The following is a 24,704-nucleotide window of genomic DNA, read 5'->3' as shown; positions in this document are numbered from 1 at the left end:
GTTACGAGTCAAAATTTGACTGTTCAAAATCAATGATAATTTCGTCAGGGACTCTTATCGACAAAAAAAACAAACGTCATATTATGGGTCTTTAAATACTTTGTATGTGCAGAATATTGGGACTTCTTCAATGGTTCACATCACTAGGGCAAAACAAACACATTTTCATCCAATCTTAGATTTAAGATACTACTTTTTTTATTATTTCCAAATTTCGCAGTTTTTTCAATTGATTCCCAGGAACAGTTAACTCCCATTTGATGGGTACTGTCGACGCTCTTGGTCAGCACCTGCAGCGTAAAGGAGGAGCTCTGCCTATCAAAGGAACAACGTTTGATACCGCCGCCCCCTATTCTTTTAAATGACTAGTCGCTTAGTTAAACCATGTCATGATCGCGGCTAACAGGTGTTCAAATGGCACTTTTCATATATCTCCGGTTGAGGTGGTGGCAAAATTCATTCAGGTAATTTTGCAGGTACTCTCTATTGATTCTGTGGTAGGTAGAAAGCAGCGTTCTTTTGGAATTGCTGAGGGCTACATGCACCCAGGGCAAGGTCCTGGAAGCGGGTACTTTTGTACATTGACAGGCCTGTGCTTGCTCACTTGCTCATGCAGTCTTTTGAAATTGGTGTAAGCGTCTGTAGTTACCTTACTGGCTGTATCCACCTGCCGGGTGGTCACTTCATTGATAGTTTCACTTTTCAGATTCTCTATTACTTCCATCTTAAAATATTTACATTTCATGGATTTCCCTTTCCACTGGTCGGCTGACACTCGTTCTGGCTCTGACATTGCTAATACCTTGGTCTGTAATTGTGACCCCGCCGGATATATCGAACGTTTAGGAACAGGTACTTCAGATATGGTGACACGGGCAAAGGAGGCCGGGTTAAGAGAACCCGACTTTGTGCAGGAGGAAGATTTCAAAGCTATCATTTACCGGGTAAATACTGACAAAGTTCAAAAGGGAGGCCAGGGAGTTATCGACCATGTTACCGACCATGTCAGCAAATCGGTATTGATACTTGAAAAAGAACTTTCCAGGGACGAAATGATGACCACCCTGAGGTTGAGGCATGCCCCTACTTTCCGGGAAAATTATCCGCACCCGGCTCTGAACGCCGGAATCATTGAGATGACCATACCGGATAAGCCGAAAAGTGTAAAGCAAAAATACCGTCTTACTGCAAAAGGTAAAACTATTCAACAGCAATTGAGGAGCAACAGATAATCCTATTTTCCAAATAATACCCGCCCCACCGCTCCATTTTACAAAAAAAGCGTACTTTAATTTTTAAATAAATCATCAGGTTAGCTAACCTGACCATTACACCGTTCCGGTTTCGGGGAGGGTACGACTTTACGGCTATCAACATAAATTAAAACAATCGATTGCATGAGGAGCAATGCATATCATATAAGCGAGGAGCCGCCTGTGGAGCTTCAGCACATCGCTGATGGTGATGAACGGGCGTTCCGCCGGTTGTTTCAATATTATAGCCCCCGCCTCAACCAGTTTGCCTGGTCCATCGTTAAAATAAAAGAAGCGGCCGCTGAAATCGTGGACGATGTATTCATCAGGTTATGGAAACAAAGGGAAAAGGTATCCTCCATCTCCAATATCCGCGTGTACCTCTATGTGGCCGTAAAGAACAGCGCGCTTAATTACCTTTCTTCCAGGGCCAACCGGCAGATCACGGAACCTTTCAACCATGTGGACATAGCGCTGAGCCACGACATGGCGCCGGACCAGAAAATGATCAGCGCCGAACTGCAGCAAAGGATCGCCTCCGCAGTGGAATCCTTGCCGCCCAGGTGCAAGATGATCTTCAAGCTGGTGCGGGAAGACGGCCTCCGGTACAAGGATGTGGCCGAGATACTCAACCTCACCGTAAATACCGTAGACGCCCAGATGGTGATTGCTGTTAAACGCATCTCTGAAAAGGTGCAGGCGCATTTTACCGCTTTCCCCAAAAAAGCGGTCAGAAAATAATTTGCCGGTGTTTTAAGGTCATCGCCCCATTTTCCTGTCTTTATCATTAACGAAGGTTCAATGCATAAAGAAAGGATTCCACAATTAATTGCCCGAAAATTATCCGGAGAAGCATCTCCCGAAGAAATACAGGAACTGGACAGCCTTTTACAGGAGCATCCGGATGAGGCTTATTTTTTTTCCGTCCTGGCGGACTACTGGCCTCCGGCCGTTTCCCCCATGGCGGATGAGGACGAAGATCCCGAAGCGCGTTTCCGCCATATCCTGGATGCCGCCGCGGGCGAAGCGCAGGAGCCGGAGCCTGTTTTTGAATCCGCTCCTGAACCGGCACATCGCATCCGTTCGCATTACGTACGCCACATCCTCGTTGCGGCCGCCGTGGTGGCCGGGCTGATCTTTTTTTCCTGGCTGTACGTCAACCATTTCCGGGGGCAGGCCGGCGAAGCGCAATTGTCCCGCATAGAAACCATCGCCAAACCAGGGGCCAAGTCCAGATTATTGCTCCCGGATGGCAGCGTGGTATGGCTTAATTCAGGCAGCCGCATCAGCTATCCTGCCAGTTTTACGGATTCCCTGCGGGAAGTGGAACTGGAAGGAGAAGCCTACTTCGATGTGGCTAAAGATGCCGAACGTCCGTTTATCGTGCATACCCGCGACATTCATGTAAAAGTACTGGGCACCGTTTTCAATGTGAAATGTTATCCGGAGGACAACAGAACGGAGGCCACCCTGATCAGCGGATTGGTGCAGGTATCCAAAACCGGCGCCAGGCCGGAGGAAGCATTGTTGCTGCGCCCGCATGAAAAATTGGTGGTAAACAGGGGGCCTGAACCCGCTTCCGTAGATGCAGACATCTCCGTTCCGGATAACATGACCGTCAAACATATCAAAGAAAGCATTACGGATACCGCTATGGTAGAAACCGCCTGGGTGTACAACAAGCTGGTCTTTGACGGGGAAGATTTCCGGGAGATCGCCACCGAAATGGAAAGATGGTACAATGTAAAAATATCCATTCATGATCCGGCGGTCGCCGGCTACAGGTTTCACGCAAGATTCGAGAACGAAAGCATCACGGAAGTACTGTCTGCCCTGCGGGTATCATTGCCTTTCACATTTAAAATCAGTAATAATGAAGTAAACATCTACAGGTAACAGCAAAAAAATCGGGAAATGCGGAAACATTCCCCGAAAAGTCTAATGGTCCGGAAACCTCCGATCGGCAAAATCAACGGGTTTCCATCTTCTTAAACCGTAAATCCAAAGTTATGAAAAAAAACGCACCTCCCGTCCGGGGAGTGATGACGCCACGTCTGCTTAAATTCCTTCTATGTATGAAGCTTTCCATCTTGATTATTTTACTTACCGCTTCCCAGATACACGCAGCGAAAGTATTCAGCCAGACCATTACAGCCAGCTTTGAAAAGGTTGAGCTGCGTACTATTCTGATCGCCATCGAGAAAAAAGCGAAGGTCAGGTTCATCTATAATTACGACCTCAGCCTGCTGACCAAAAAAGTGGATTTCTCCGTGAAGAATGCAAAGGTCTCCGATGCGCTCGATAAACTGCTGGAGCACTCGGGACTGCGGTACCGGGATATGGGGAATAACCTGATCGTTATTTCATCGGGGAAAAGTGATGAGGCGGCCAGTCAGGCCCGGATCACGGTTAGCGGGATGGTAACGGATGACAGGAACGAGCCGCTGCCGGGTGTCAGCATCAACGTTAAAGGCACCTCCCTTGGCACCGCTACCAATGTGAGCGGGCGTTTTTCACTGAATGTACCCTCGCCTGATGATACTTTGGTGTTTACTTATATCGGCTTTGCCCCACAGGAGCAGGCGCTGGCAGGCAGAACAACGCTCAATGTAACGCTGGTAGCCGCTTCCAGCAACCTTAATGAACTGGTGGTGGTAGGATACGGTACGCAAAAAAGACAGGATGTTACCGGCGCCATTGCTTCTGTGCCCATGAAAGAGATCGGCGATATGCCGGTATCGAATGTAGCCTCCGCCCTGCAGGGTAAAATTGCCGGTGTGGTGGTGCAGCAGAATTCCGGAAGCCCCGGCAGAACACCGGCCATCAAGGTAAGGGGTTTTGGCTCCATCTCGGCAGGCACAGGCCCGCTGATCGTCGTGGACGGCAACATCGTTTCGGCGGATGTCTTCGGCTTGTTCGATCCGGAAGAGATTGAAAAGATCGACGTGCTGAAAGATGCTTCTTCCGCCGCGATCTATGGCTCCCGTGGCGCCAATGGCGTGATTCTCGTTACCACCAAACGGGGCCGCTCGGGCAAAGCGCGGATGAACCTGAATGTATATACCGGGTTTCAACAGGTGACCAAAAAGCTGGATCTTCTGAGTTCACAGGAATATGCGGAGTTTGCCAAAGAGGCGTCCAACAATGCGTATCTGGATAATGTGCCCGGCGCCCAGATATCAGATCCCAACAGCGTAAGGCCTTCAAATTACCTGCGTTACCGCTACGCCCGCGGGGATCTGTTTGAATGGCTGGATTATGATGATCCGGCAAAAGTGGCTGCACTACCGGATCATAATTACCAGGACCTCATCTTCCGTACAGCACCGATCAGCAATTACCAGTTCTCCGCCGCAGGGGGCTCTGAAAAGGTGCAGTACGCCATCAGCGCAGGTTATCTGACGCAGGACGGCATCATCAAAAAATCAGCAATGGACCGCTATACCCTGCGCGCAAATGTGGACATCAAAGCCACAGAGAAATTCACCGTAGGGGTCAACATCAACCCCTCTTTCCGGACAACACAGGAAGTAAGGTCGGACGGGCACTGGGCCAGCAACGGCATCATCAATGCTGCGCTCAATACCATGCCCATGGCCCCCATCTACAAAGAGGACGGCAGCTATTCCTCGATGACGGCGCTGGCCGCTCCGTACAACCTGCCGGGCATCACCAATCCGGTTGCCAATATCACCGAATACAACAGCAAGTTCGATCAGACCAACCTGCTGTCCAATGCCTACGCGGAATACCGGTTCCTTCCCAATCTGAGATACCGGGTTTCCGGTAATGCCAATATTTACCAGAACAGGAGGAATGCATACACCACTTCCAGGATGCCGCTTAACCAGCAACTGCCGCCTACGGCCGCAACAGGCAGCGCATTCTCGGAACAGGGGATCAGCTGGCTGGTTAACCAGGTACTGTCCTATAATGTATCCTTCCAGGACGTGCACAACCTGGAAATACTGGCCGGTACTGAATCCGCCAAGCTGCAATATCAATCCTCCGACGCAGCGGGCAACACCTTTGCCAATGATATTGTGCAAACGCTGAATGCGGCGGGACAACCCGCATCCGTAAGCTCCCAGATAACTGAAAATGCTACGGTATCCTACTTTGCCAGGGTGGATTATAACTACAAGTCCAAATACCTGGTGAAAGTATCGGTCCGCCGCGATGGCTCATCTATTTTTGGTCCCGATAACCGCTTTGGTACCTTCCCGGCGGCATCTGTGGGATGGAGGGTGACGGAAGAACCCTTCATGAAAAACCTGCCGGTGATATCGGAACTGAAGCTGCGAGCGAGTTACGGCCTCTCCGGGAATAATGCGTTCAATAGCTACTATCCCTACGTGGGAAGCATCGGCACCACCAACTACAGCTTTAACAACAACATCGTCACTGGTCTTGCGCTCAGTTCGCTCGGCAACCCCGGCCTGAGCTGGGAACGCAACCAGCAGCTGGACCTGGGTGTAGATATCGGCCTGTTAAAAAACAGGATAGCTGTCACCGTTGATTATTATGACCGTATCACCAAAGATCTGCTGCTTTCTGTAAATGTGCCCACGCTGACCGGGTTTGGCTCAGCCGTCAAGAATATCGGCAGGATGAGCAACAAAGGCTTCGAATTTGGCGTGAACAGCTATAACCTTACCGGGGACTTTACCTGGAATACCAGCGCCAATCTTTCGCTGAACAGGAATAAAGTGCTGGCGCTCGGCCCCACCGGTGACCCGATCCGGAGCGGCAGCGGCGTAGGCGAAACAAATATTACGATGATAGGCCAGCCTATCGGCAGCTTTTACGGGTATAACCAGATAGGGATATTCAGGGACGACGCCGACCTGCACACCAATCCGCATGACAATACCACAAGGCCGGGAGATGTGAAGTATGAAGATGTAAATAAAGATGGAAAACTTGATGCGAACGACAGGACCATCATTGGCAACAACCAGCCTGATTTCATTTACGGCATGAACAACAGTTTCTCTTATAAGAACATCGACCTGAGCATTTCCGTTCAGGGCATGCAGGGTGGACAGATACTCAACCTGAGCCGCCGCTTTTTTGATAACCTGGAAGGCGGAGGCAACAATCTGGCCATAGCGCTGGACCGCTGGCGTTCCCCGGAAAACCCGGGTAATGGCAAGGTGCCAAGAGCGAATGCGCGCACTACCGGCAACAATAACGCTGTTTCTTCACGCTGGGTTGAGGACGGCTCATACCTGCGCATACAAAATGTAAGCCTGGGCTACAAGCTGCCGCAGGCTGTTATACATCGCCTTAAACTGCAACAGGTACGGATATACGCCTCCGCGCAGAACCTTTATACCTGGACCAAATACACGAATTTCAATCCGGAAGTAAGTAACTATGAAGGACCACTTACAGGCGGCGTTGACTACGGCAGCTATCCGCTGGCAAGAACGGTGACTTTTGGTATCAACGTTGGTTTCTAATGTTCCCGTTAAACTTCAAAATTGACATCTCATGAAATTCACTCATCACATTATATACAAGACAGCTTTAGTCGCCTTTCTGCTGGCTTCCTGCGGCAAGGGTTTTGTAGACCTGAAACCGGTATCTTCCATCACAAGCAGTAATTTTTACCAGACGGAAGAGGATTTCAGGAACGCGATCAGCGGCGCTTATAACGCGCTCCGGACAGGCGGCACTTACGGCGTTGACAGTTACATTTTCGGAGAGATACGGTCTGATAACTCCATGGCGGTAGCATCCGGTTCTGTAACGGACCAGGACGAATTCGACCGCTTTTATATCCGCACCACCAATCCATATATCAATAACCGCTGGAGCAACAGCTATACGGCCATCGCCCGGTGCAACGCCATTCTCGGCCGCATCGATCCTATTGCCATGAACAGTGCGCTGAAAGACCGGATCATCGGAGAAGCGAAGTTCCTCCGCGCCCTCTTTTATTTCAACCTGGTACGCACATTCGGGGACGTGCCGCTGGTACTAAAGGAGATCACCAATGCGGATGAAGGGTATGAATATGGCCGTAACCCTATCGCGGAGGTGTACGCGCAAATAGAAAAAGACCTGACGGAAGCCGCAGATGCGCTGCCTCCCTTCTATACCGGCGCCGATATCGGAAGGGCCACGGAAGGCGCAGCCAGGGCTATCCTTGGCCGTGTATTGCTGACGCAAAAGAAACATGGGCCGGCTGCCGTGCAGCTGAAAGCGGTCATCGACCTGAATCAATACGACCTCGTACCGGTGTATGCGGATTTCTTCAAAGTGAGCAACAAGAACAATATAGAAACTGTCTTTGATGTGCAATACAAATCCGGCGGGGTTGGACAGGGGAATCCCTGGCCGAACTCATTTGCGCCGCAAAATTCGGGGAACGCTGTGATCATGTTTGGCGGCGGCGGGAACAATGTGCCGATGGACGACCTGATCGATGAATATGAGGCGGGTGATGAAAGAAAAGATGCCACCGTTGCCACATCCTATGTGAATGCCGGCGGCGTCACCATTCCGGGCAACTTCGTAAAAAAATACCATGATGTTCCGGCCATCAACAATGATAACGGGAATAATATCCCCATCATCCGTTATGCAGATGTGATACTGATGTACGCAGAATGTTTGAATGAAGCAGGATATGTTGCCGGCGGAGATGCTTTTATGTATCTTAACAAGGTGCGGAAACGTGCGGGAGTGGATACGCTTACCGCTGTGGAAGTGCCGGGCCAGGAAGCATTCCGGCTGGCCATGGAGCATGAAAGGAGAGTGGAATTTGCTTTTGAGAACCTGCGCTGGTATGATCTTGTAAGGACGGACCGGGCCATCACCGTGCTCAACGGAAAGTCTGCCCAGATCAACCTGGTCAATCCGGTTACGCCGCAGAACCTCGTTTTCCCGATCCCGCAAAGCCAGATAGATATCAATAAAACAAAGATCACCCAGAACGAAGGGTCCAACTGATAAATAAATGCCTGTCAATCCTTTTCGGGAACTGACAGGCATTTTCACAAACTTCCGCCATGAAATTAACAGCAGGGATTGCTTTCTGCCTGGTGTGCCTGTTCGCCGCCGCTGGTGTTGCACAGGATATTGATACCGCAAAACTGAACGGGAACCATGACCTGCGGTTGCCCGCCTGGGGCCCTTATTCCAAACGTTATGCAGGCATTTCCCATATCCCGGATGTGAAGTCCGGCATGCGGTTCGATTTTTCCGTGCTGCCCGGTTATTACCGCAACAAGCTCCTGGTGCCCAACGTGCGGTTTGAATCGCAGTATTTTCCCTGGAATGTGAAGAACGACGGGAGCGCCATTACCTACCGGTATGAACTGGAATGGAAAGACCAGGTGTACACGGATGTTACCTATACATTGATCGATACCGCTTCCGTATTGGTATCCATGCACTGCGTTAACAATACCCCGCTTCCGCAGAACCTTTCCCTGAACCTGGTGGCATCTATAGCCTACCCTGAGCATTACGGAACGCGCACCCTGGAATATGGCGCGGGCACAACATGGTATAATGCCATGGACTATCGTTCCATGTCATATGCCGTCAAAAAGCCTGCTGCCGATCTGGTGTATGACGGATGGATGCGGGGAGAAGTGCGCGATTCCCGGCTGATAAACGGCCGCGGTATCGGGAGGGAATTTGGCCGGCACGCGGGGGACAGGATCGTGTACGATATAGATGTGCCTCCGGCCACAAAAAAGGCCAGGATACTTTTTATTTATAGCATGAAAGGCGGGCGGGAATCCGCCGTGCAGCTCTCGGGGCTAATCAACCGGAAGGTGGTTTTCAAACCGGCAGATACGCTTGCCGTACTGGATGTTCCGTTTGATATGCCGGCCGGCAACAGCAGGGAATTGACCCTTACTTCACTTGGCGGCGGCGATATACTGTTAAACGGCTTTGTCATCACCATATCGCCGTCCCGCGAACCTTTTACGATCGTACCGGCGCCGATGCATACAACACCCGTAACGGAGGAAGACCTTCCGGCCCGCAGCCTGCTGCTGAAATACCGGGATGTACCCATGTATTACGGCATCACCTGGGACAAGGAGCCATTCAAGATCCGCAGCATCCGGAATGATGAGCTGGATATTTTCTTCCGGAATGAAACGCATAACCATGTGGCTAAAGTGCTCAATGGGAACCGGCAGGGGGATTACGCCAACGTTTTTATCAGGCCTGTGGAACTGCAACCTTTTTCCACGCAATCCTGTACGGCGCTGCTGAGTTGCGGTACGCATGACGGCGTGCTGGCGGTGTTGAAAAAAGGCACCCCGTTGTTTGCCGCGCAGCTGCAGGACACGATGCCGGAAGAAAACGACATCTTGCCGGCAGGAGAAAAATACCGGTTCAGCTACAAGATGCTGAAGAGCACTTTGCTGTCCAACGTCGTATATCCCGTTTATACGCAAAATCAGTACGTCCGGCATTTTACCCCCGGCAAATGGTGGAACAGCCTGTACACCTGGGACCTTGGCTTTATTGCACTCGGTCTTTCCACGATAAACCCGGCGCTTGCGGTGGATTGCATCAATGCCTACGTAACGCCGCCGGGAAGCCAGTCGGCTTTCATTCATCACGGAACGCCGCTGCCCGTTCAGATCTACGCATTCCTTGAAGTATGGAACAAAACGCAATCCAGGGAATTGCTCCATTATTTTTATCCCCGGCTGAAACAATATTATGAATTTCTGGCAGGCCGCTATGGGAGTTCTTCCACCAATGTATTGTCTTCCCACTTGCTGAAGACCTGGGACTACTTCTACAATTCCGGCGGCTGGGATGACTATCCGCCGCAGGCAGGCGTGCACAGGCAGCGTTTGGAAAAACAGGTGACGCCGGTAGTTACCACCGCGCATGTGATCCGTGTGGCGAAGATACTGAGAATGGCCGCCAGGGCGCTCGGCCATCGTTCCGATATCAAAATGTATGACAAGGACATCAGCCTGTTCTCCGCCGCCCTGCAGCAACATGCCTGGGACGCAGCGAGCGGCTATTATTCCTATGTGATGCATGACAGCGCAGGCCATGCCACAGGCTTTTATAAAGACCCTGCATCCGGTGTCAATTTCAATATGGGGCTCGATGGCGCTTATCCGCTTATCTCCGGCATGTGCACGGTCAGCCAGCAGGAGATACTGACGGAGAAGATATTCTCCCCCAAACATATGTGGAGCCCTGCCGGCATTACGGTGGTGGACCAGTCCGCCCCCTACTACCGTCATGATGGCTACTGGAACGGAGCGGTATGGATGCCCCATCAGTGGTTTGTCTGGAAAACCATGCTGGATATGAACAGAAGTGACCTTGCGGGTAAAGTGGCTTTGAAAGGCCTGGATGTGTACAAAAGAGAAACGGATGCCTCGTATTATACCTTTGAACACTTTCTGGCGTCGTCCGGCAGGGGAGCGGGTTGGCACCAGTTCTCGGGGTTATCTACACCGGTACTGTCGTGGTTTGCTGCGTATTATAAAACAGGTATGATAACGCCGGGGTTTGAGATATGGATCAATGCGCAGTCGTTCAACGACGATCATACCGCGTATAAAGCGGATATTTCTTTTGATGAGGCCACCCTTCCGCATCAACGTGCTATGCTGGCAGGCATGAACCCCGCGTTTGATTACGAGGCACGGTTTTCCGGAAAGCCGGTTGCAATTGAACGTTTACCGCAGGGCGTGTTCCGGCTTAGTCTTCCGGCGACTAATAAAAGCGGGGAGTTGATCATTTCGCGGGTGGGATCGTGATGCTTCAGGGAAACCGTGACAAGCAGGGAGGTGCGTGTAATTGCCTGCCGGAGGGGCAGATATCACCGATACCCGGAACTTTCCGTATATTGACAGCGAACTCCAGGGCTGCAACAGGCATCACCGCGCGGTAGGGCTTTTTGCTACCCGTATTGCTACAGAAAACTTCGTTGCTTATGAATCTTGAAAAAGCTTATGGCCTGATCGTTGAAAAACTGACTTCGTGGTTAAATGACCTGGTAAGCCTGCTTCCCAATCTGGCAGTTGCGGCCATTGTTGTGATACTGGGTTTCTTTTTATCCGGAATACTGAAAAGATACGCGCTGAAGATGGTCCGGAGGTTCTCAAAATTAGAGACCGTTAACCGGCTTTTTGCCTCATTCGTGTATATTGTTGGTGCAGGTATTGCTGTCTTCACAGCCCTGGATATTCTGGACCTGGATAAGGCGGTGACCTCGGCCCTGGCGGGTGCCGGTATTATTGGATTGGCGCTGGCTTTCGCCTTCCAGGATATTGCGACCAATTTTATCTCCGGCGTATTCATGTCATTTCGCCGTCCTTTTAATGTGGACGACCTCGTGAAAATCAATGATAGCCTGGGCCGTATAGAAGCGATCAATCTCCGGGATACGACCATAATTACCCTGCAGGGCCAGCGGCTGATCATTCCCAATAAAATGATCTTCCAGAATGCTATCGAGAACTTTACCTCCACCGGAAGACGGCGGCTTGATCTGGCAGTAGGGGTTTCTTACGGGGATGACCTGCAGAAAGTAAAGGATATAACCCTTGATGCCGTGTCATCGTTGCAGGCCAGGGATAATACGATGGAGACGGAACTTTTTTATGAAGAGTTTGGTGACAGTTCTATCAATTTCATTATTCATATCTGGGTAAACGCAACTGATCAGCGGACTTACATAGCGGCCCGGAGTGAGGCCATCATGAAGATCAAGCGTGCTTATGATGCTGCAGATATCACTATTCCGTTCCCGATCAGAACGCTGGATTTTGGCATCAAAGGCGGTAAAACACTTACGGATATGCAGCTGAATATGGCAGAACGGGGTAATGCCTGATGCAGGGCTGCAATCTCGCCCGGCGGATGGCAGGGCCTGAACAATTACAGTTTGACAAACTCTACCCTTCTGTTTTTTGCTTTGCCTTCCGGTGTGTTATTGCCCGTTACCGGATTGTTTTCACCTTTGCCGTCAGTTTGTATCCTGGAACCTGCCACAGCAAAGTTCTCCGTGAGGTACATTTTTACGGCCGCCGCCCGGTGTTGCGATAATGTAAGGTTGTCGGCATTGTTGCCATCGCTGTCTGTATGCCCTATGATCTTTATTTTTAGCGAAGGGTTGGCTACCAGTGCATCGCCAATCTGTTTAAGCGTATTGAACGACGACGATCTAATGACATCACTGTTTACATCAAACAGAATATCGTTGGTAACCGCCTTGCCTTCTTCCATCAGTTGCTTTACAAGAAGGCTCCGGGCATCCACATCGCCTGAAGCGATACGGATATTTCCAATATACATGCCCACCTGGGAAGCAGGAACCAGTTCCCCGTTCTGGAAGTAAATATTATTGCGCATTTTGGGCGTTACTATTCGTGGGAGGTCCACGATCTTGGTTTGGTCGAGATATACGCGCATCCTGGTTTTATTGACCGCCATACTGACCCTTAACACACGATTGCTATATTTGGTAAGCGGGAAATCATTTTTATTTCCCAATGGAGGGAAATTTATGCCGTACTCAACCGCTTTGTTGTTAACGGCATTATACCCGTCTATTTTGGTGTAGAATTTTTCTTTGTAATAAATATCCTCTCTTACAATATCCCGCACTGCTGTAAGCCCGAAGAATATCATGGGAGTGCGCTGGTCGCCCTCAGTATTTAGAAACAGGTCAAATTCAATGGTGCAATTTTCAGGAAGTGTTTTGTCCAACACAGGGTTTACATAGGTGTTATGCGCCATTTCCAGCCACCGGCCGGGCAGGCCGTCCAGCTCCACCACCCGTCCGCTTCCGGTACTGTTCCATTTTGCCGGAAAGTCCATCAAGGCATCCTGTTCAAAGTTGTCGGCAAAGATCACGCCGCTGCCGGGCATAAAATCAGAAAAAGCTTTGCTTTGTCCAACAGCACCTGTGCCTCCGGCCGATTTGGCATTGCTGACGCCTCCCTTTTCTTCGTCACTTCCGTTTTTTTTCTTTTTATTTTTCTTTTTGAACAGCCCGCCAATACCTTCTTCAATTTTGTCCAATCCTTTATCAATTCCCTGATCCACCCGGTTGTTCGCGCGGTTTTCAGTAGCTTGTTTAGCTTTCTTTTTAGGATCGATGATCTGGGCTGCTGCTTGCAGCTGATAGAAAAGAAAGATGGGGACGGCAAATAATATCTTATTCATGATTTGATGTTTTTAGGGTTGTGTGGGTGTATCATTGAGATGATGTATGGCTAATTGCATTTTAATGCAGTACTCACTTTCCCAACCACTTTAAGCTGTTCTGTAACCAATAAAGCTGCGTCTTTCGGGTTGGAATAGCGCTCTTTTAAAGCCTGCAGCTCCAGCATCGCTGCATCCAGTTTCTGCTTGTCTTCCATCAGGCAGTTTCTTTTTTCCGCGTCGCTCTCTGTCGGCATTCGTTTGCTGTCCAGCTTGCACAGTTTAAGGTCAATCTCCAGCGAAGCCTGTTGTAATTGTTTTGCAGGGTTGCCGTACAACCCCATCATTGCATCCCGCACCGAGGCATCTGTTACGGGATTTCCTCTTCCCATCTGCGTTATATTTTCCCGTTCTTTTCTTTGCTGTTCCAGTTTTATTTCTTTTATCCGGTTGGCGATATCAGCACAATTGCCGGTGTAGCTTTTTTGCTGTATTTTCTCTGTTTTCGCCTCATTTCGGGCAAGCATATCGGTGTACATTTCGGCTTCAATGTGTTGGAAATCCGAGAGGTTCAGCTTATAGTTTTCACTTTTCCATTTTGTGGCGGTAAAACCTCCTCTCGCCGATTTTATTTTTACGACCATGTAAATGCCCTGGTCTGTTTTCATATACCCGATACCGCTATATCCGATAAACCGTTTCAGCAGCAGGCGCCCGGGTTTGGGGTCGCCGCATACGATCAATGTGGGGGCATTGCTGCCGGACGCTTTATAGGTCATCGCATCAAACCTTTGCGGCAAAGGATTGGCAGTGTTCCCGGTTTTATATACCGTTGTTCTTTGAAATGGGATGCCGTTGGAAAAGGGAACTATTTCTGTATTGAGTGAGCTCATATACCGTACGATGTTGCCATTTTTCTTCCGGGTGTAAAAGTTGTAGGTCCGTCCGCGCGGGTTATAATAGGTAAGCCTGAACGCAGGGTCATCAATATTGAAACTGCCATCATCAGCATTGCCGGCTTTGCCTGTACAGGTTGCGATATCTCCGGTAGTAGTATTGATATATAGATATATTTGTGTCTCAAGCCCCGATTCGCTACTGCCGGTAATCAGCACCAATTTGTCGAAACGCAGTGTTTCGCCGGCAGCGTGGCCGTCCACCGGAGGGTCATGTTCGGGGGCAAGCGCAGGCACATCTATAAGTGATGCCAGTTCTCCTGGAATAGCGGTCGATGGCGCCTGTGATTGTGCATAAATGGGGAAAACCAATAGTATTAGCGCGACAAATCGTTTCATGACATGTGTTCGGTTGGACGAAAGCTAAAATTAGCGACGTTGCGTTTTTCAGCATATACCCATTTATGGTTATGCCCCGGGGGGGATGAGTTTTGGAACCTATCGTACTTCCGGACAATTACCTTAATTTTAGATGAGAGAATTGGGGGCTTCGCTGTTCTGTATGTTGTTATATTTGTTTAATAACCGATGCTATGGAATTGCATTCCTTTAAAAGTGAGATGGCCTTTCTGTTGAGGAAGTTTGATAACTCTTCCCGGCCGGATACACTTTCATTTGAGGCCGATACATACAAAAAGCTGACCGATTTTTTCCTTGCGGGGGAATCTTTTTACTTTACCATGAACCATCATAAGATGGATTTTGAATTTGTCAGCAAGGAAATAAAAACGGTACTTGGCTATGAACCGGATGAGTTCACGATTCCGTTTGCGATACAAATTATTCATCCGGAAGACCGGCCTTATTTTCTGATGATCGGAGAGACCCTGTTTAATTTCATCTCGAAAATGACCCTGGAGAAGTATTTGAATTTCAAGATGAGATACGATATCCGGTATCGGAAAAAGGATGGAAGTTATTGCCGGATCTTGTATCAGTCCATTATTATTGACCACGATGGCCGGGGCGGTATTTTAAGGACTTTCGGCACTTATACGGATATCAGCTATTTAAAAGAAGACGGTCATCCCGCGCTTTCTTTTATCGGGATGAACGGGATGCCTTCCTATATTAATGTACCGCTGGAAAATAGAAACCTGGTAACCGACAAGGACAATATTACTTACAGGGAACGCCAGGTATTGAAACTGCTGGCAGAAGGCAGGCTGAGTAAAGAAATAGCTGTTATACTGAACATCAGCAAAGAAACGGTTGACCGGCACCGGAAGAATATGTTGCATAAAAAAGGGCTGGCGAATACCAGCGAGCTGGTAAGTAAGGCCATCCGGCAGGGGTGGATATAGGGGGATAGTTTGAATACCCGGGGCCATACGGTATTAAAGCAGCAGGTTACCTCATATTGATCAGCCATAAGTCTTTGCGGGTTCTCTCCTTGTCGCATTTTACCACTGTGATAGTCGCATATACACCGCCAAAACGTGCTTTTTTTGGGTGAGATTCGTATGGTGAAAGGCAGGCAGCATAAATCAGATAATCGCTTGACGCAAAAAACATGTTTAATATGAGTAAGGTTAAAGTATCAACATTCTCTATTTCCCTGGATGGATTTGGTGCCGGCATCAAACAAGACATGACTGATCCTTTGGGTGTAAAAGGAGAGGAACTCCACAGCTGGATTTTACCCACGAAAAGGTTTCAGATGATGGGACGTAAAGATGGGGGAACTGAAGGCACCGATAACGACTTCGTGGAGCAGGGTTTGGATAATATTGGCGCCTGGATCATGGGGCGAAATATGTTTGGGCCCGTTCGCGGGGCATGGCCGGATGACGAATGGAAGGGCTGGTGGGGCGAAGATCCTCCTTATCATGTTCCGGTATTCGTTTTAACGCATCATGCAAGAAAACCGGTGACGATGAAGGGAGGAACTACGTTTTATTTTGTTACCGATGGCATCGAAGCAGCATTGGAAGCAGCCCGGAAGGCGGCGAACGGAAAGGATATCCGTATCGGCGGCGGGGCTTCAACTGTAAGGCAGTATTTACAGGCGGGGTATATAGATGAATTGCATCTGGCAGTAGCCCCTGTTTTCTTAGACGCAGGAGAGCACTTGTTTTCAGGAATGGATATGGCAGCGCTTGGCTATAACGATGTTCAGGTAGTGGCTGGAGAAAATGCAACACACCTGGTCATCAGGAAGGGAGGGAAGGGTTGAATATAAAGCAGAACAGAATATTGACTGAAAAGCGAAGGAAAGCCGAGGGATCACACCTGGGCACGTGGAGTTGATGTGGAAATGGTCTGAAGTTAGTGCGGGTTGATAAATCCTGGTGAAGGGAATATGTCGGCATTAGCAAGCCCTCCACAAAGACTGGCGCTTGCGGAATTTTGATTGGAAGTATAGTGTGGGAGGGGCTTGACGTTCAATGGATGGGTTACTTAACAAAATGTATCCTCAGGCGGGGAATGGCCTATTCCCGCTGGATGACTGGCGGGGTTGGGGAGGTGTATGCGGGTTGCTGATGCGCAGCGCCCGCCAGTGATGGCCACCGCTGCGGCAATATCCCTTCTTGCTGGTATCCGGGTTTGTGGAAGGCCTGTTTTGTCTGCGGTTCCTGCACAGCAATAATATCAGCGGCGAGGTATTTCCGGTTAAAAGATGCCCTGCTGCTGCACATGCCTCTTACCTGCAGGGTTACGATCAGCGTTCCCTTGCCGGGCACATCCACGTTCAGCGCTGCGCCTGCAAATGCTTCGCGGGTATCCAGCTCGATCATCGCGGTTTCCGTGCCCGTTACCCGGCGTTCCCCGAAATGAATGCGGGAGGCGATCACTTTTACTTCCAGTGTGGAGATGCCCCTGAACTGCGGCAGTGCCTGCGGAGGAATATGCAAAATGCCCTCCTCAGAGAGTGTTGGCGCTACGGTAAAGAAGCGGTCTGTTCCCGTGTGCTGGTTGAAGCGGAAGCCTGCAATGGCCCCGGTGTTGCCGATACCGCCTTTGATGATCGTTTTGTTGAGGCGGTTGATATGCGCCCCGGCGCAACGAACATCGAGGTGGTTAGCGAATGCGCTGCGGATAAGACGGCCTTTGCTGCTGGCGGCGCCGAAGCGCTGCGCGGCACGGCGGGTGGCAGCCGTCTGCCGGACGGTTTCCGGCATGCTGCGGAAGTAGTGTTTACCGTCTCGGTAATAGCCGATCATATTGCCGGCCTTCCCCGTGAAGGTAAAGAAGGAAGTTTGTTTTGCCATTGGATACGGTATTTGTTAATATATGAATATAACACTTCTTCCGGAGAAAACCAGGGCGGGAAGTTGATGATTGTCAATGGTGTATAAAGAGGACGCCGCGGTATTGGACAATTCCCCAAACTTTTAGGCTTGATCCGGCCATGGGGCTATGATAAATTATAAGTGGCCAAAAGTTGTTTTATTTTGTAGATTTGGCCACTTATAGAATCGGTATGCAAAAATTAGTAGGACGGTCACAACTCGTTGAAATTTATTTAATATTGTAGCAGTTTTAATCTCACAAAAGTAAGTCTGGCGTTTAGTCGACGTGAATGTCAAAATACAGCGAACATACTGACCATGAGCTGCTGGGTTTACTTAAACGCGGCGATGACAACGCTTTTAAGCAAATTTACGACCGGTATAGTGGTCCATTATTCCTCTTTGCAGTCCGCAAGCTGAAAAACGAACAGGACGCCAGAGATGTAGTGCAGGAGATTTTTGTTGTTTTATGGAACAAACGTAGGGAATTGGACCTTTATTCATCCCTCTCCTCATACTTGTATAAATCTGTTCACAACAGAGCGCTTAATATATTTGTACATCGGAAATATCAGACATCTTACATCAGGTCTTTTGAAGATTATCTGGAGAAATATGCACAGGACGCGGATGAGCTATTGATGCAAAAAGAGCTTACAGATATTATTGATCATGAGATCCGGTTGCTCCCGGAGAAAATGCGCGAGGTTTTCGTATTGAGCCGGAAAGAACAAATGAGCCACAGGGAAATAGCCGAGCGCCTGGGTATATCTGAACAAACGGTTAAGACCCAGGTTAAGCGGGCGCTAAAGATTTTACGTTTACGGCTGGGGCTAATGATCTACCTTGCTTATCTCCTGCGTTAAGCCCCCTGTTTTCAAAATTTAATTTTATGATTATCAAAGGATAAGATATTTTTTCTCTCCTGTCGTACCCCCAACCCCTTATTCATCTGTCATAATACAAAGCCGTGATACGCAAATGCAAGAAAGATGAATAGTCCTGCTATCCAAATCATTGAAAGATACAAGCTGGGAACCTGCACACCGGGTGAAAAGTTACTGGTTGAAGCCTGGTTCATGAAATATGGGAGCGAAGAAGCCGTAGATAGTAATCTGGATATCGAACGGATAAAGGCTGAAATGTGGCAAACGATCCAGACGCGGAGGGAATTCCGTGTAAAACGTATGTGGCTTCCTGTAGCAGTTGCCGGCGTTGTGGCATGTATTATTTCTGGAGCAGCATTCTATTATTTCCAGCTTGGTCCGGGAAAAGGAAACTATCCGCAAACTATTACAAAAGCAGATGTATCGCCTGGTAGATCCGGGGCTACGCTCACCCTGGCCAGCGGCAAACAAATCCGGCTGCACGATGCTGCAAATGGTGAACTCGCCAGCGAGGCAGGCGTTACCATTTCAAAATCCGCGAATGGTCAGTTGGTGTATTCCATCGCGCAACCGGGCGGGGAAGATGGCGCTTTTAACACACTGACAACGGCAAAGGGTGAAACCTATCAGGTACGCCTGCCGGATGGCTCACTGGTGCATCTTAACGCGGCATCCAGTTTAAAATATACGCCTTCCCTGATGGAGAACGGTAAAAGAACGGTACAATTAAACGGAGAGGGCTATTTCGAGATTTCGAAAGATATCGGGCATCCTTTTGTTGTCAAGTCCGATGCACAGGAAGTGGAAGTTTTGGGAACGCATTTCAATATCAATGCTTACGATGACGAGCAGGCGAGCCGGACGACCTTATTGGAGGGCGCTGTAAAAGTATCGGTGAAAGGAGGTGGATCGGCGATCATCAAGCCTGGTGAGCAGGCAGCCACAAATGGAGCTGGATTGAAAGTTGCCCGGGTGGATGTCGGCGATGAAGTGGCCTGGATAAACGGAGATATTCAGTTTGATAATAAAAGCATCGAGGATATAATGCGGCTTATCGCCAGGTGGTACGACGTGGAGGTGATATACGAGGGCGAGCGCCCGGATGCAAAGTGGTATGGTTCAGTATCAAGAACGCGGAACCTGAGCCAGGTATTAAGGATGATGGAAAAGAGCAGGGAAGTGTATTTCAGGATTGCAGGAAGAACAGTATATGTCACCAAATATCAACCGGAGGAATAAACCAGGATCAATATGAGAAAAACATAAGCAGTCCGAAGGGTAAAAAAGGCCGGGAATGAAGTCACTCCCGGTCAGGTTCGGCCCGGCCAATCATAATAACTAACCGTTAAAACGCAATATGCCCTCGCCTGGAAAACTAAGGCCTGTTGCTTCAACCAAATCAAACACGAATGTATAGAATTTGTACCAGACAAACTGGTATGCCAACCCGGCTATACCGTAAAATCCTGCTTATAATGCGAATTACCAGCCTGATATTAATAGCATCCCTGTTACAGGTTAGTGCAGCTGGCTATGCTCAAAAAATTACGTTGTCCGTAAAAAATGCATCGGTGTCGGACGTATTTAAAAAGATCAAGGCACAGGCCGGCGTAGATTTCTTTATTTCCGATGAACTGATGAAAGCAAGTGATCGTGTAACAATCGATGTTAAGCATGTTGAATTGACAACGGTTCTTGATCAGATATTCAAAAACCAGCGCCTGACATATTCCATCGAAGATAAATTTGTGGTGATATCCAGGAGGGTCGGTGGTTCGCCGGCAAGCCCGATTGCACCTATGCCACCGATGGAAGTAACCGGCAGGATCGTGGACGCGAAAGGTAATGCCATCATTGGCGCTACGATTACGGTAAAAGGAACAAATTTGTCTGCCGTTTCATCTGCGAACGGTGATTTTTTGATTAAAGCGGCCGGGGAGAAACCGATCATTATCATTTCCTGTATCGGGTTCAAAACAAAAGAGCTTCCGGCTGGTGAGAAGATGGGTGATATTTTACTGGATGCCGTTGTTTCAGTACTCGATGAAGTACGGGTTGTTGCATATGGTACTGAAAGCCGCCGGCTGGGAATAGGGGCTGTGGGTACCGTAAAAGCCGAGGATATTGAAAAGCAACCGGTGCTAAATCCCCTGGCGGCCCTGCAGGGCCTGGTGCCGGGATTGAATGTAACCCAGGCGTCAGGGGCTCCGGGCGCTGCGATCAGGATCCAGATCAGGGGACAGAATTCACTGACCCAGAACGCCGGCAGTGCAGTTAAACCCTACAGCCAGCCATTATTTATCGTGGACGGTGTTCCTGTTGCAGCACAGAATGTAAACCTCAGCGCACTGTATTCGCTTGGCGGCCATACCGGGCTCGCGGATGACTTTGGTGGCTCCAGCCCGTTCAATGGCATCAATCCGGCTGATATTGAAAGTATAAGCGTATTGAGAGATGTTTCTGCAACGGCGATCTATGGTACACAAGGCGCTAATGGCGTGATATTGATAACGACAAAAAATGGGAAAGCGGGCAAATTAAAAATTCAGGCCACTTATAATACCGCTTTTAATACGGCAACGAGAAAGATCGACCTGCTGAACCGTGAACAATACCTGGCTTACCGGCGGGAAGCCCTGGAAAATGATGGTATCGACCTGGCAACTGCTCCTCCTGCATCATTCCCGGATCTGCTGCTTTTTGATCAGGACAGGTATACGGACTGGTTCAGGTATTATCTCGGTAAAACATCGAATAATAGCGATGCGCACGTAAGTTTATCCGGAGGTTCCGGTAAAACTACCTTTTTCGTTTCAACAGGCTATACCAAAGCTGAATATAACTTTCCCGGCGACTTTGCAGACAAGCGGTTTACCCTTCATTCAAAAGTGAATTATGCAAGTGCCAACGAACGCTTTACGATCGGATTTGGTTCCGATTATTCGTACCAGAAAAATAACACTTCAGCATCAGCTGGCCTTGTGTCGGCCATACTAACGCCTCCCAATTTCCCTGACCCTTTGGATGAGGCTGGAAAGCCTGCCTGGAACTACAAGGGCTTTAATACCGGCATTTATGTTCAACATATAGCTAGTTTAAAGCAGCCCAGCCTGATGCAGGTTTATAATATGACAAACACGCTCGTGCTGGGGTATAGTATTGGGAATGGCCTCAAAATTAATATTAATGCAGGCTACAGCCGGATAGTCAGTGATGAAACACAGCGAACTCCGGCCAGCACAATTGATCCGTCAGAAAATCCCGTGTCTAAATCAGTTTTTTCAAATACCGTCTTTGAAACCATTAATATTGAGCCGCAACTTGAATATCAACGGAATTTCGGCGCCGGATCATTAACCGCGCTTTTAGGGGGGACATACAAAAGCAATACTACTTCCAACGTTCAGTTGCAAGGCACCAACTATAGTGATGAGGCGTTAATGGGTTCCATTGCTTCCGCCGGAAATATACAGGCGGTGGATTCATATAACCCATACAAATATGCCGGGGCTTTCGCGAGATTAAGCTATACGCATGATCAGAAATATATCTTCCAGGTTTCAGGAAGAAGGGATGCATCCAGTAATTTTGGCCCGGGAAGACAGTTTGGCAATTTTGGATCAATAGGAATTGGCTGGATATTTTCGGACGAACCGTTTTTCGAGCGCGCTACCCGCTTTATTACCTATGGCAAATTATCAGGGAGTTACGGCACCGTAGGCTCAGACGCCACCACTCCATACCGATACCAGCAGTTATTCAGTCCCGATAATTTTACGCCTGATTTCCAGGGGGTAAGACCGCTGTTTGTACAGAACCTGTTCAATCCTGATTATGGCTGGGATAGCAAACGGTCGTTCAATGCAACACTGGACCTTGGATTTTTTGAAGATCGTGTGTTGCTTAACCTTAATTATTATCGCGACCGGATCGGGAATCAGCTTATAGATTATACTTTGCCTTCTCAGACCGGCTTCGGTTCCGTATTATCGAACTTCAATGCGGTCATTCAAAACCAGGGCCTGGAATTTAGCCTGACGTCCAGGAATATTTCGGGCAAAAATTTCTCCTGGAGTACAAACTTGAATATCTCCGGTAACCGTAACAAACTGATTTCCTTTCCAGGACTGGAGGAATCTCCCTATGCGGTACTTTACACGATCGGCGAGTCGGTCAATGTAGTAAAGGGTTATCGCCTGAAAGGAGTGAACCCGGAAACCGGCATTTTCGAGTTTTATACCAGCAAAGGTGATGTTACTACATCTCCCACTTACGGCGTTCCCTCACAGGGCGGTGATTACCAAAACATTTCCAATCTGGACCCCCGGTTTATAGGAGGGCTTGGAAACACCTTGTCGTATAAAAAATTAAGTATTTATTTTCTATTCAACTTTCAGCGCCAGCAGCAGGCAAACTATCTAAGAGGTTTGTATGCAGGTATAAAGCCTGGAGGGCTGGTCAATCAACCGGTTGCCATTTTAGACCGCTGGACCACGCCAGGCCAGATCTCTTCCATCCAGAAACTGACATCTTCATACGGAGAAGCGTACAGTACAGCAATTTATTTCAGGGAATCGTCCGGCGCATATAGCGATGGCTCGTATATAAGACTGCGAACGGCGTCTGTTTCATATTCGCTGCCGGCGGCTTTATGCAGCAAAATAGGCGTTGCTGATGCGAGGATTTTTGCAAACGGGCAAAATCTGTTTTTATTGACCGGCTTTAAGGTCGGGGATCCTGAACTGAACAACTTATTCAACTTCCCTATGCAGAGAACGGTAGCTTTTGGTCTAAATATCAACTTATGAGCATGCATTACAATCGTCTTCAACTCAATATATATTTTCTGGTAATCCTTTCAATTGGATGTTTCACCACTTCCTGCAGGAAGCTGATCGAGATACCCGCAGACCCGTCCAATCAACTGTCCAATGAACGGGTATTCGCTGATAGCGCAAATATCATTGCCGCCGTTTCCGCGGTGTACAGCAACTATGGCGCATCCTTGAACGTTCCGGAGTTCGGCAGCGGTGTAATGACCGTTTTTACCGGGCTGACAAGCGACGAACTGGTGCCTGGAAGTGATATGTATGTTGCTCCTTCATTTTTCAATAACAATATATTGCAGGATAATCAGACCGTAGCCTCCATTTGGTCCAATGCCTATAAAAATATTTTCCAGATCAACATCTGTCTGAAGGGTATCGAAGGTACAAAGGCAATCAGTGACGGACTTAAAAGCCTTTTGATAGCAGAATTGAAAGTCAGCCGTGCATTTTATTATTACCATATGGTCAATCTATGGGGAGGTGTTCCGATTATTACATCTGTTGACTACGCTGCAACCCGGAATGTTCCGAGGGCGTCTATAACTGAAGTGTTCAATTTTATTTTAACCGATCTAAACGATGCCGCCCGGATATTAACTCCCGATTATCCATCGGAAGGCCACACGCGTCCAAACCTCCATGTTGTGCAGGCATTACTGGCAAAGGTCTATTTATATCTCGGGCAATATGAGGATGCGGTCAACGCCGCAAGCGAGGTGATAGCATCCCCTGATTACAATTTGGAGGACCATCTTGATGATGTTTTTTTGGGCGGCAGCACAGAGGCCATATGGCAGCTGCCGGCTAATGGTAGCTATCAGCAAACGCCGGAGGCCGCAACATTCATTCCCTATACTTCCAACTACTTGCCTAATTACACTTTGTCGCCGCAACTCCTGGCTGCGTTTGAGGCTGATGATCAGCGAATGGTCCATTGGACGGGCGTTAGTGAGGTAGACGAAGGAGGGACAATTTTTACCTATTACTATCCATATAAGTACAAAAACACAAGTGAGGCGCAGACCCCCAGGGAAGATTATATGATTTTGAGGCTGGCGGATATTTACCTGGTGCGTGCCGAGGCATTGGCGAGACTGGACAGGATATCAGCATCGCTGGAAGATTTGAATAAGGTACGGTATCGTGCAGGCCTTGGGGATGTTGAGACTAACTCAGGAGAAATAGCGTTGGATGCAATCTTGCATGAACGTCAGGTTGAAATGTTTTGTGAATGGGGGAACCGCTGGATCGATTTAAAGCGTACCGGAAAGATAGATGAGGTTTTAGGAGCCGTTAAGCCAGGCTGGAAAGCAAATGCAGCACTATTTCCCATACCGGTGGCTGAATTGCAGGCGAACCCATTTTTAGAACCCAATCCATAATATTGATT

16 protein-coding genes and 1 pseudogene are annotated in these 24,704 nt (G+C 48.7%); 13 read left to right on the top strand and 4 right to left on the bottom strand.

Annotated features, from left to right (window positions below):
- Positions 1 to 410: 410 nt before the first annotated feature.
- Positions 411 to 724 (bottom strand): annotated as a pseudogene (locus tag FW415_RS25230) (transposase).
- 19 nt (positions 725 to 743) lie between these two features.
- Between FW415_RS25230 and FW415_RS01305 the strand changes: the two are divergent.
- From FW415_RS01305 to FW415_RS01275, 7 genes are all read left to right on the top strand, one after another.
- Positions 744 to 1,232, top strand: a complete 489-nt coding sequence (locus FW415_RS01305; RefSeq protein WP_246859049.1) for a Fic family protein — start codon at positions 744 to 746, stop codon at positions 1,230 to 1,232.
- A gap of 165 nt (positions 1,233 to 1,397) precedes the next feature.
- Positions 1,398 to 1,994 (top strand): RNA polymerase sigma-70 factor, encoded by a 597-nt coding sequence (locus tag FW415_RS01300; RefSeq protein WP_148382507.1) that lies wholly within the window; start codon positions 1,398 to 1,400, stop codon positions 1,992 to 1,994.
- A gap of 60 nt (positions 1,995 to 2,054) precedes the next feature.
- Positions 2,055 to 3,149 carry a FecR family protein gene (locus FW415_RS01295; RefSeq protein ID WP_148382506.1) on the top strand — a complete coding sequence of 365 codons (1,095 nt, stop codon included), beginning with the start codon at positions 2,055 to 2,057 and terminating at the stop codon, positions 3,147 to 3,149.
- A 179-nt stretch (positions 3,150 to 3,328) separates the two neighbouring features.
- Positions 3,329 to 6,718: a TonB-dependent receptor gene (locus FW415_RS01290; RefSeq protein ID WP_210420802.1), complete on the top strand. Its 3,390-nt coding sequence runs from the start codon at positions 3,329 to 3,331 to the stop codon at positions 6,716 to 6,718.
- A 31-nt stretch (positions 6,719 to 6,749) separates the two neighbouring features.
- Entirely contained in the window at positions 6,750 to 8,213 is a 1,464-nt protein-coding gene (locus FW415_RS01285; RefSeq protein ID WP_148382504.1) for a RagB/SusD family nutrient uptake outer membrane protein, read from the top strand.
- 59 nt (positions 8,214 to 8,272) lie between these two features.
- Complete coding sequence (locus FW415_RS01280) at positions 8,273 to 11,017, top strand: glycoside hydrolase (RefSeq protein ID WP_148382503.1); 2,745 nt, start codon at positions 8,273 to 8,275, stop codon at positions 11,015 to 11,017.
- A 176-nt stretch (positions 11,018 to 11,193) separates the two neighbouring features.
- Positions 11,194 to 12,096 (top strand): mechanosensitive ion channel family protein, encoded by a 903-nt coding sequence (locus tag FW415_RS01275; protein ID WP_148382502.1) that lies wholly within the window; start codon positions 11,194 to 11,196, stop codon positions 12,094 to 12,096.
- Between the two features lie 44 nt (positions 12,097 to 12,140).
- Here FW415_RS01275 and FW415_RS01270 read toward each other — a convergent pair whose 3' ends face one another.
- Together FW415_RS01270 and FW415_RS01265 are read right to left on the bottom strand one after the other, a co-directional pair.
- The gene (locus tag FW415_RS01270) at positions 12,141 to 13,430 is read right to left on the bottom strand and encodes an OmpA family protein (protein ID WP_148382501.1); all 1,290 of its coding nucleotides are present in this window, start codon (positions 13,428 to 13,430) and stop codon (positions 12,141 to 12,143) included.
- A gap of 50 nt (positions 13,431 to 13,480) precedes the next feature.
- Positions 13,481 to 14,704, bottom strand: coding sequence for a hypothetical protein (locus FW415_RS01265; RefSeq protein ID WP_148382500.1), 1,224 nt, complete (start codon positions 14,702 to 14,704; stop codon positions 13,481 to 13,483).
- A gap of 356 nt (positions 14,705 to 15,060) precedes the next feature.
- Here FW415_RS01265 and FW415_RS01260 point away from each other — a divergent pair, with 356 nt between their 5' ends.
- Positions 15,061 to 15,669 carry a LuxR C-terminal-related transcriptional regulator gene (locus tag FW415_RS01260; RefSeq protein WP_168208618.1) on the top strand — a complete coding sequence of 203 codons (609 nt, stop codon included), beginning with the start codon at positions 15,061 to 15,063 and terminating at the stop codon, positions 15,667 to 15,669.
- Between the two features lie 218 nt (positions 15,670 to 15,887).
- A complete protein-coding gene (locus FW415_RS01255; protein WP_148382498.1) occupies positions 15,888 to 16,541 on the top strand; it encodes a dihydrofolate reductase family protein in 654 nt (217 codons plus the stop codon).
- 256 nt (positions 16,542 to 16,797) lie between these two features.
- Here FW415_RS01255 and FW415_RS01250 read toward each other — a convergent pair whose 3' ends face one another.
- Positions 16,798 to 17,577 carry a hypothetical protein gene (locus FW415_RS01250; RefSeq protein ID WP_148382497.1) on the bottom strand — a complete coding sequence of 260 codons (780 nt, stop codon included), beginning with the start codon at positions 17,575 to 17,577 and terminating at the stop codon, positions 16,798 to 16,800.
- A 311-nt stretch (positions 17,578 to 17,888) separates the two neighbouring features.
- On the opposite strand from FW415_RS01250, the gene FW415_RS01245 reads away from it, so the two are divergent.
- From FW415_RS01245 to FW415_RS01230, 4 genes are all read left to right on the top strand, one after another.
- A complete protein-coding gene (locus FW415_RS01245; protein WP_148382496.1) occupies positions 17,889 to 18,464 on the top strand; it encodes an RNA polymerase sigma factor in 576 nt (191 codons plus the stop codon).
- Between the two features lie 126 nt (positions 18,465 to 18,590).
- Complete coding sequence (locus FW415_RS01240; protein ID WP_148382495.1) at positions 18,591 to 19,724, top strand: FecR family protein; 1,134 nt, start codon at positions 18,591 to 18,593, stop codon at positions 19,722 to 19,724.
- Positions 19,725 to 19,960: 236 nt separating this feature from the next.
- The gene (locus FW415_RS01235) at positions 19,961 to 23,293 is read left to right on the top strand and encodes a SusC/RagA family TonB-linked outer membrane protein (RefSeq protein WP_168208617.1); all 3,333 of its coding nucleotides are present in this window, start codon (positions 19,961 to 19,963) and stop codon (positions 23,291 to 23,293) included.
- The gene (locus FW415_RS01230) at positions 23,290 to 24,696 is read left to right on the top strand and encodes a RagB/SusD family nutrient uptake outer membrane protein (RefSeq protein WP_148382493.1); all 1,407 of its coding nucleotides are present in this window, start codon (positions 23,290 to 23,292) and stop codon (positions 24,694 to 24,696) included. The genes FW415_RS01235 and FW415_RS01230 overlap by 4 nt, the downstream gene beginning before the upstream one ends.
- Positions 24,697 to 24,704 lie beyond the last annotated feature (8 nt).

The sequence above is a fragment of the Chitinophaga sp. XS-30 genome (assembly GCF_008086345.1).
GTDB lineage: Bacteria > Bacteroidota > Bacteroidia > Chitinophagales > Chitinophagaceae > Chitinophaga.
This window is presented reverse-complemented; position numbering and strand designations above follow the sequence as displayed.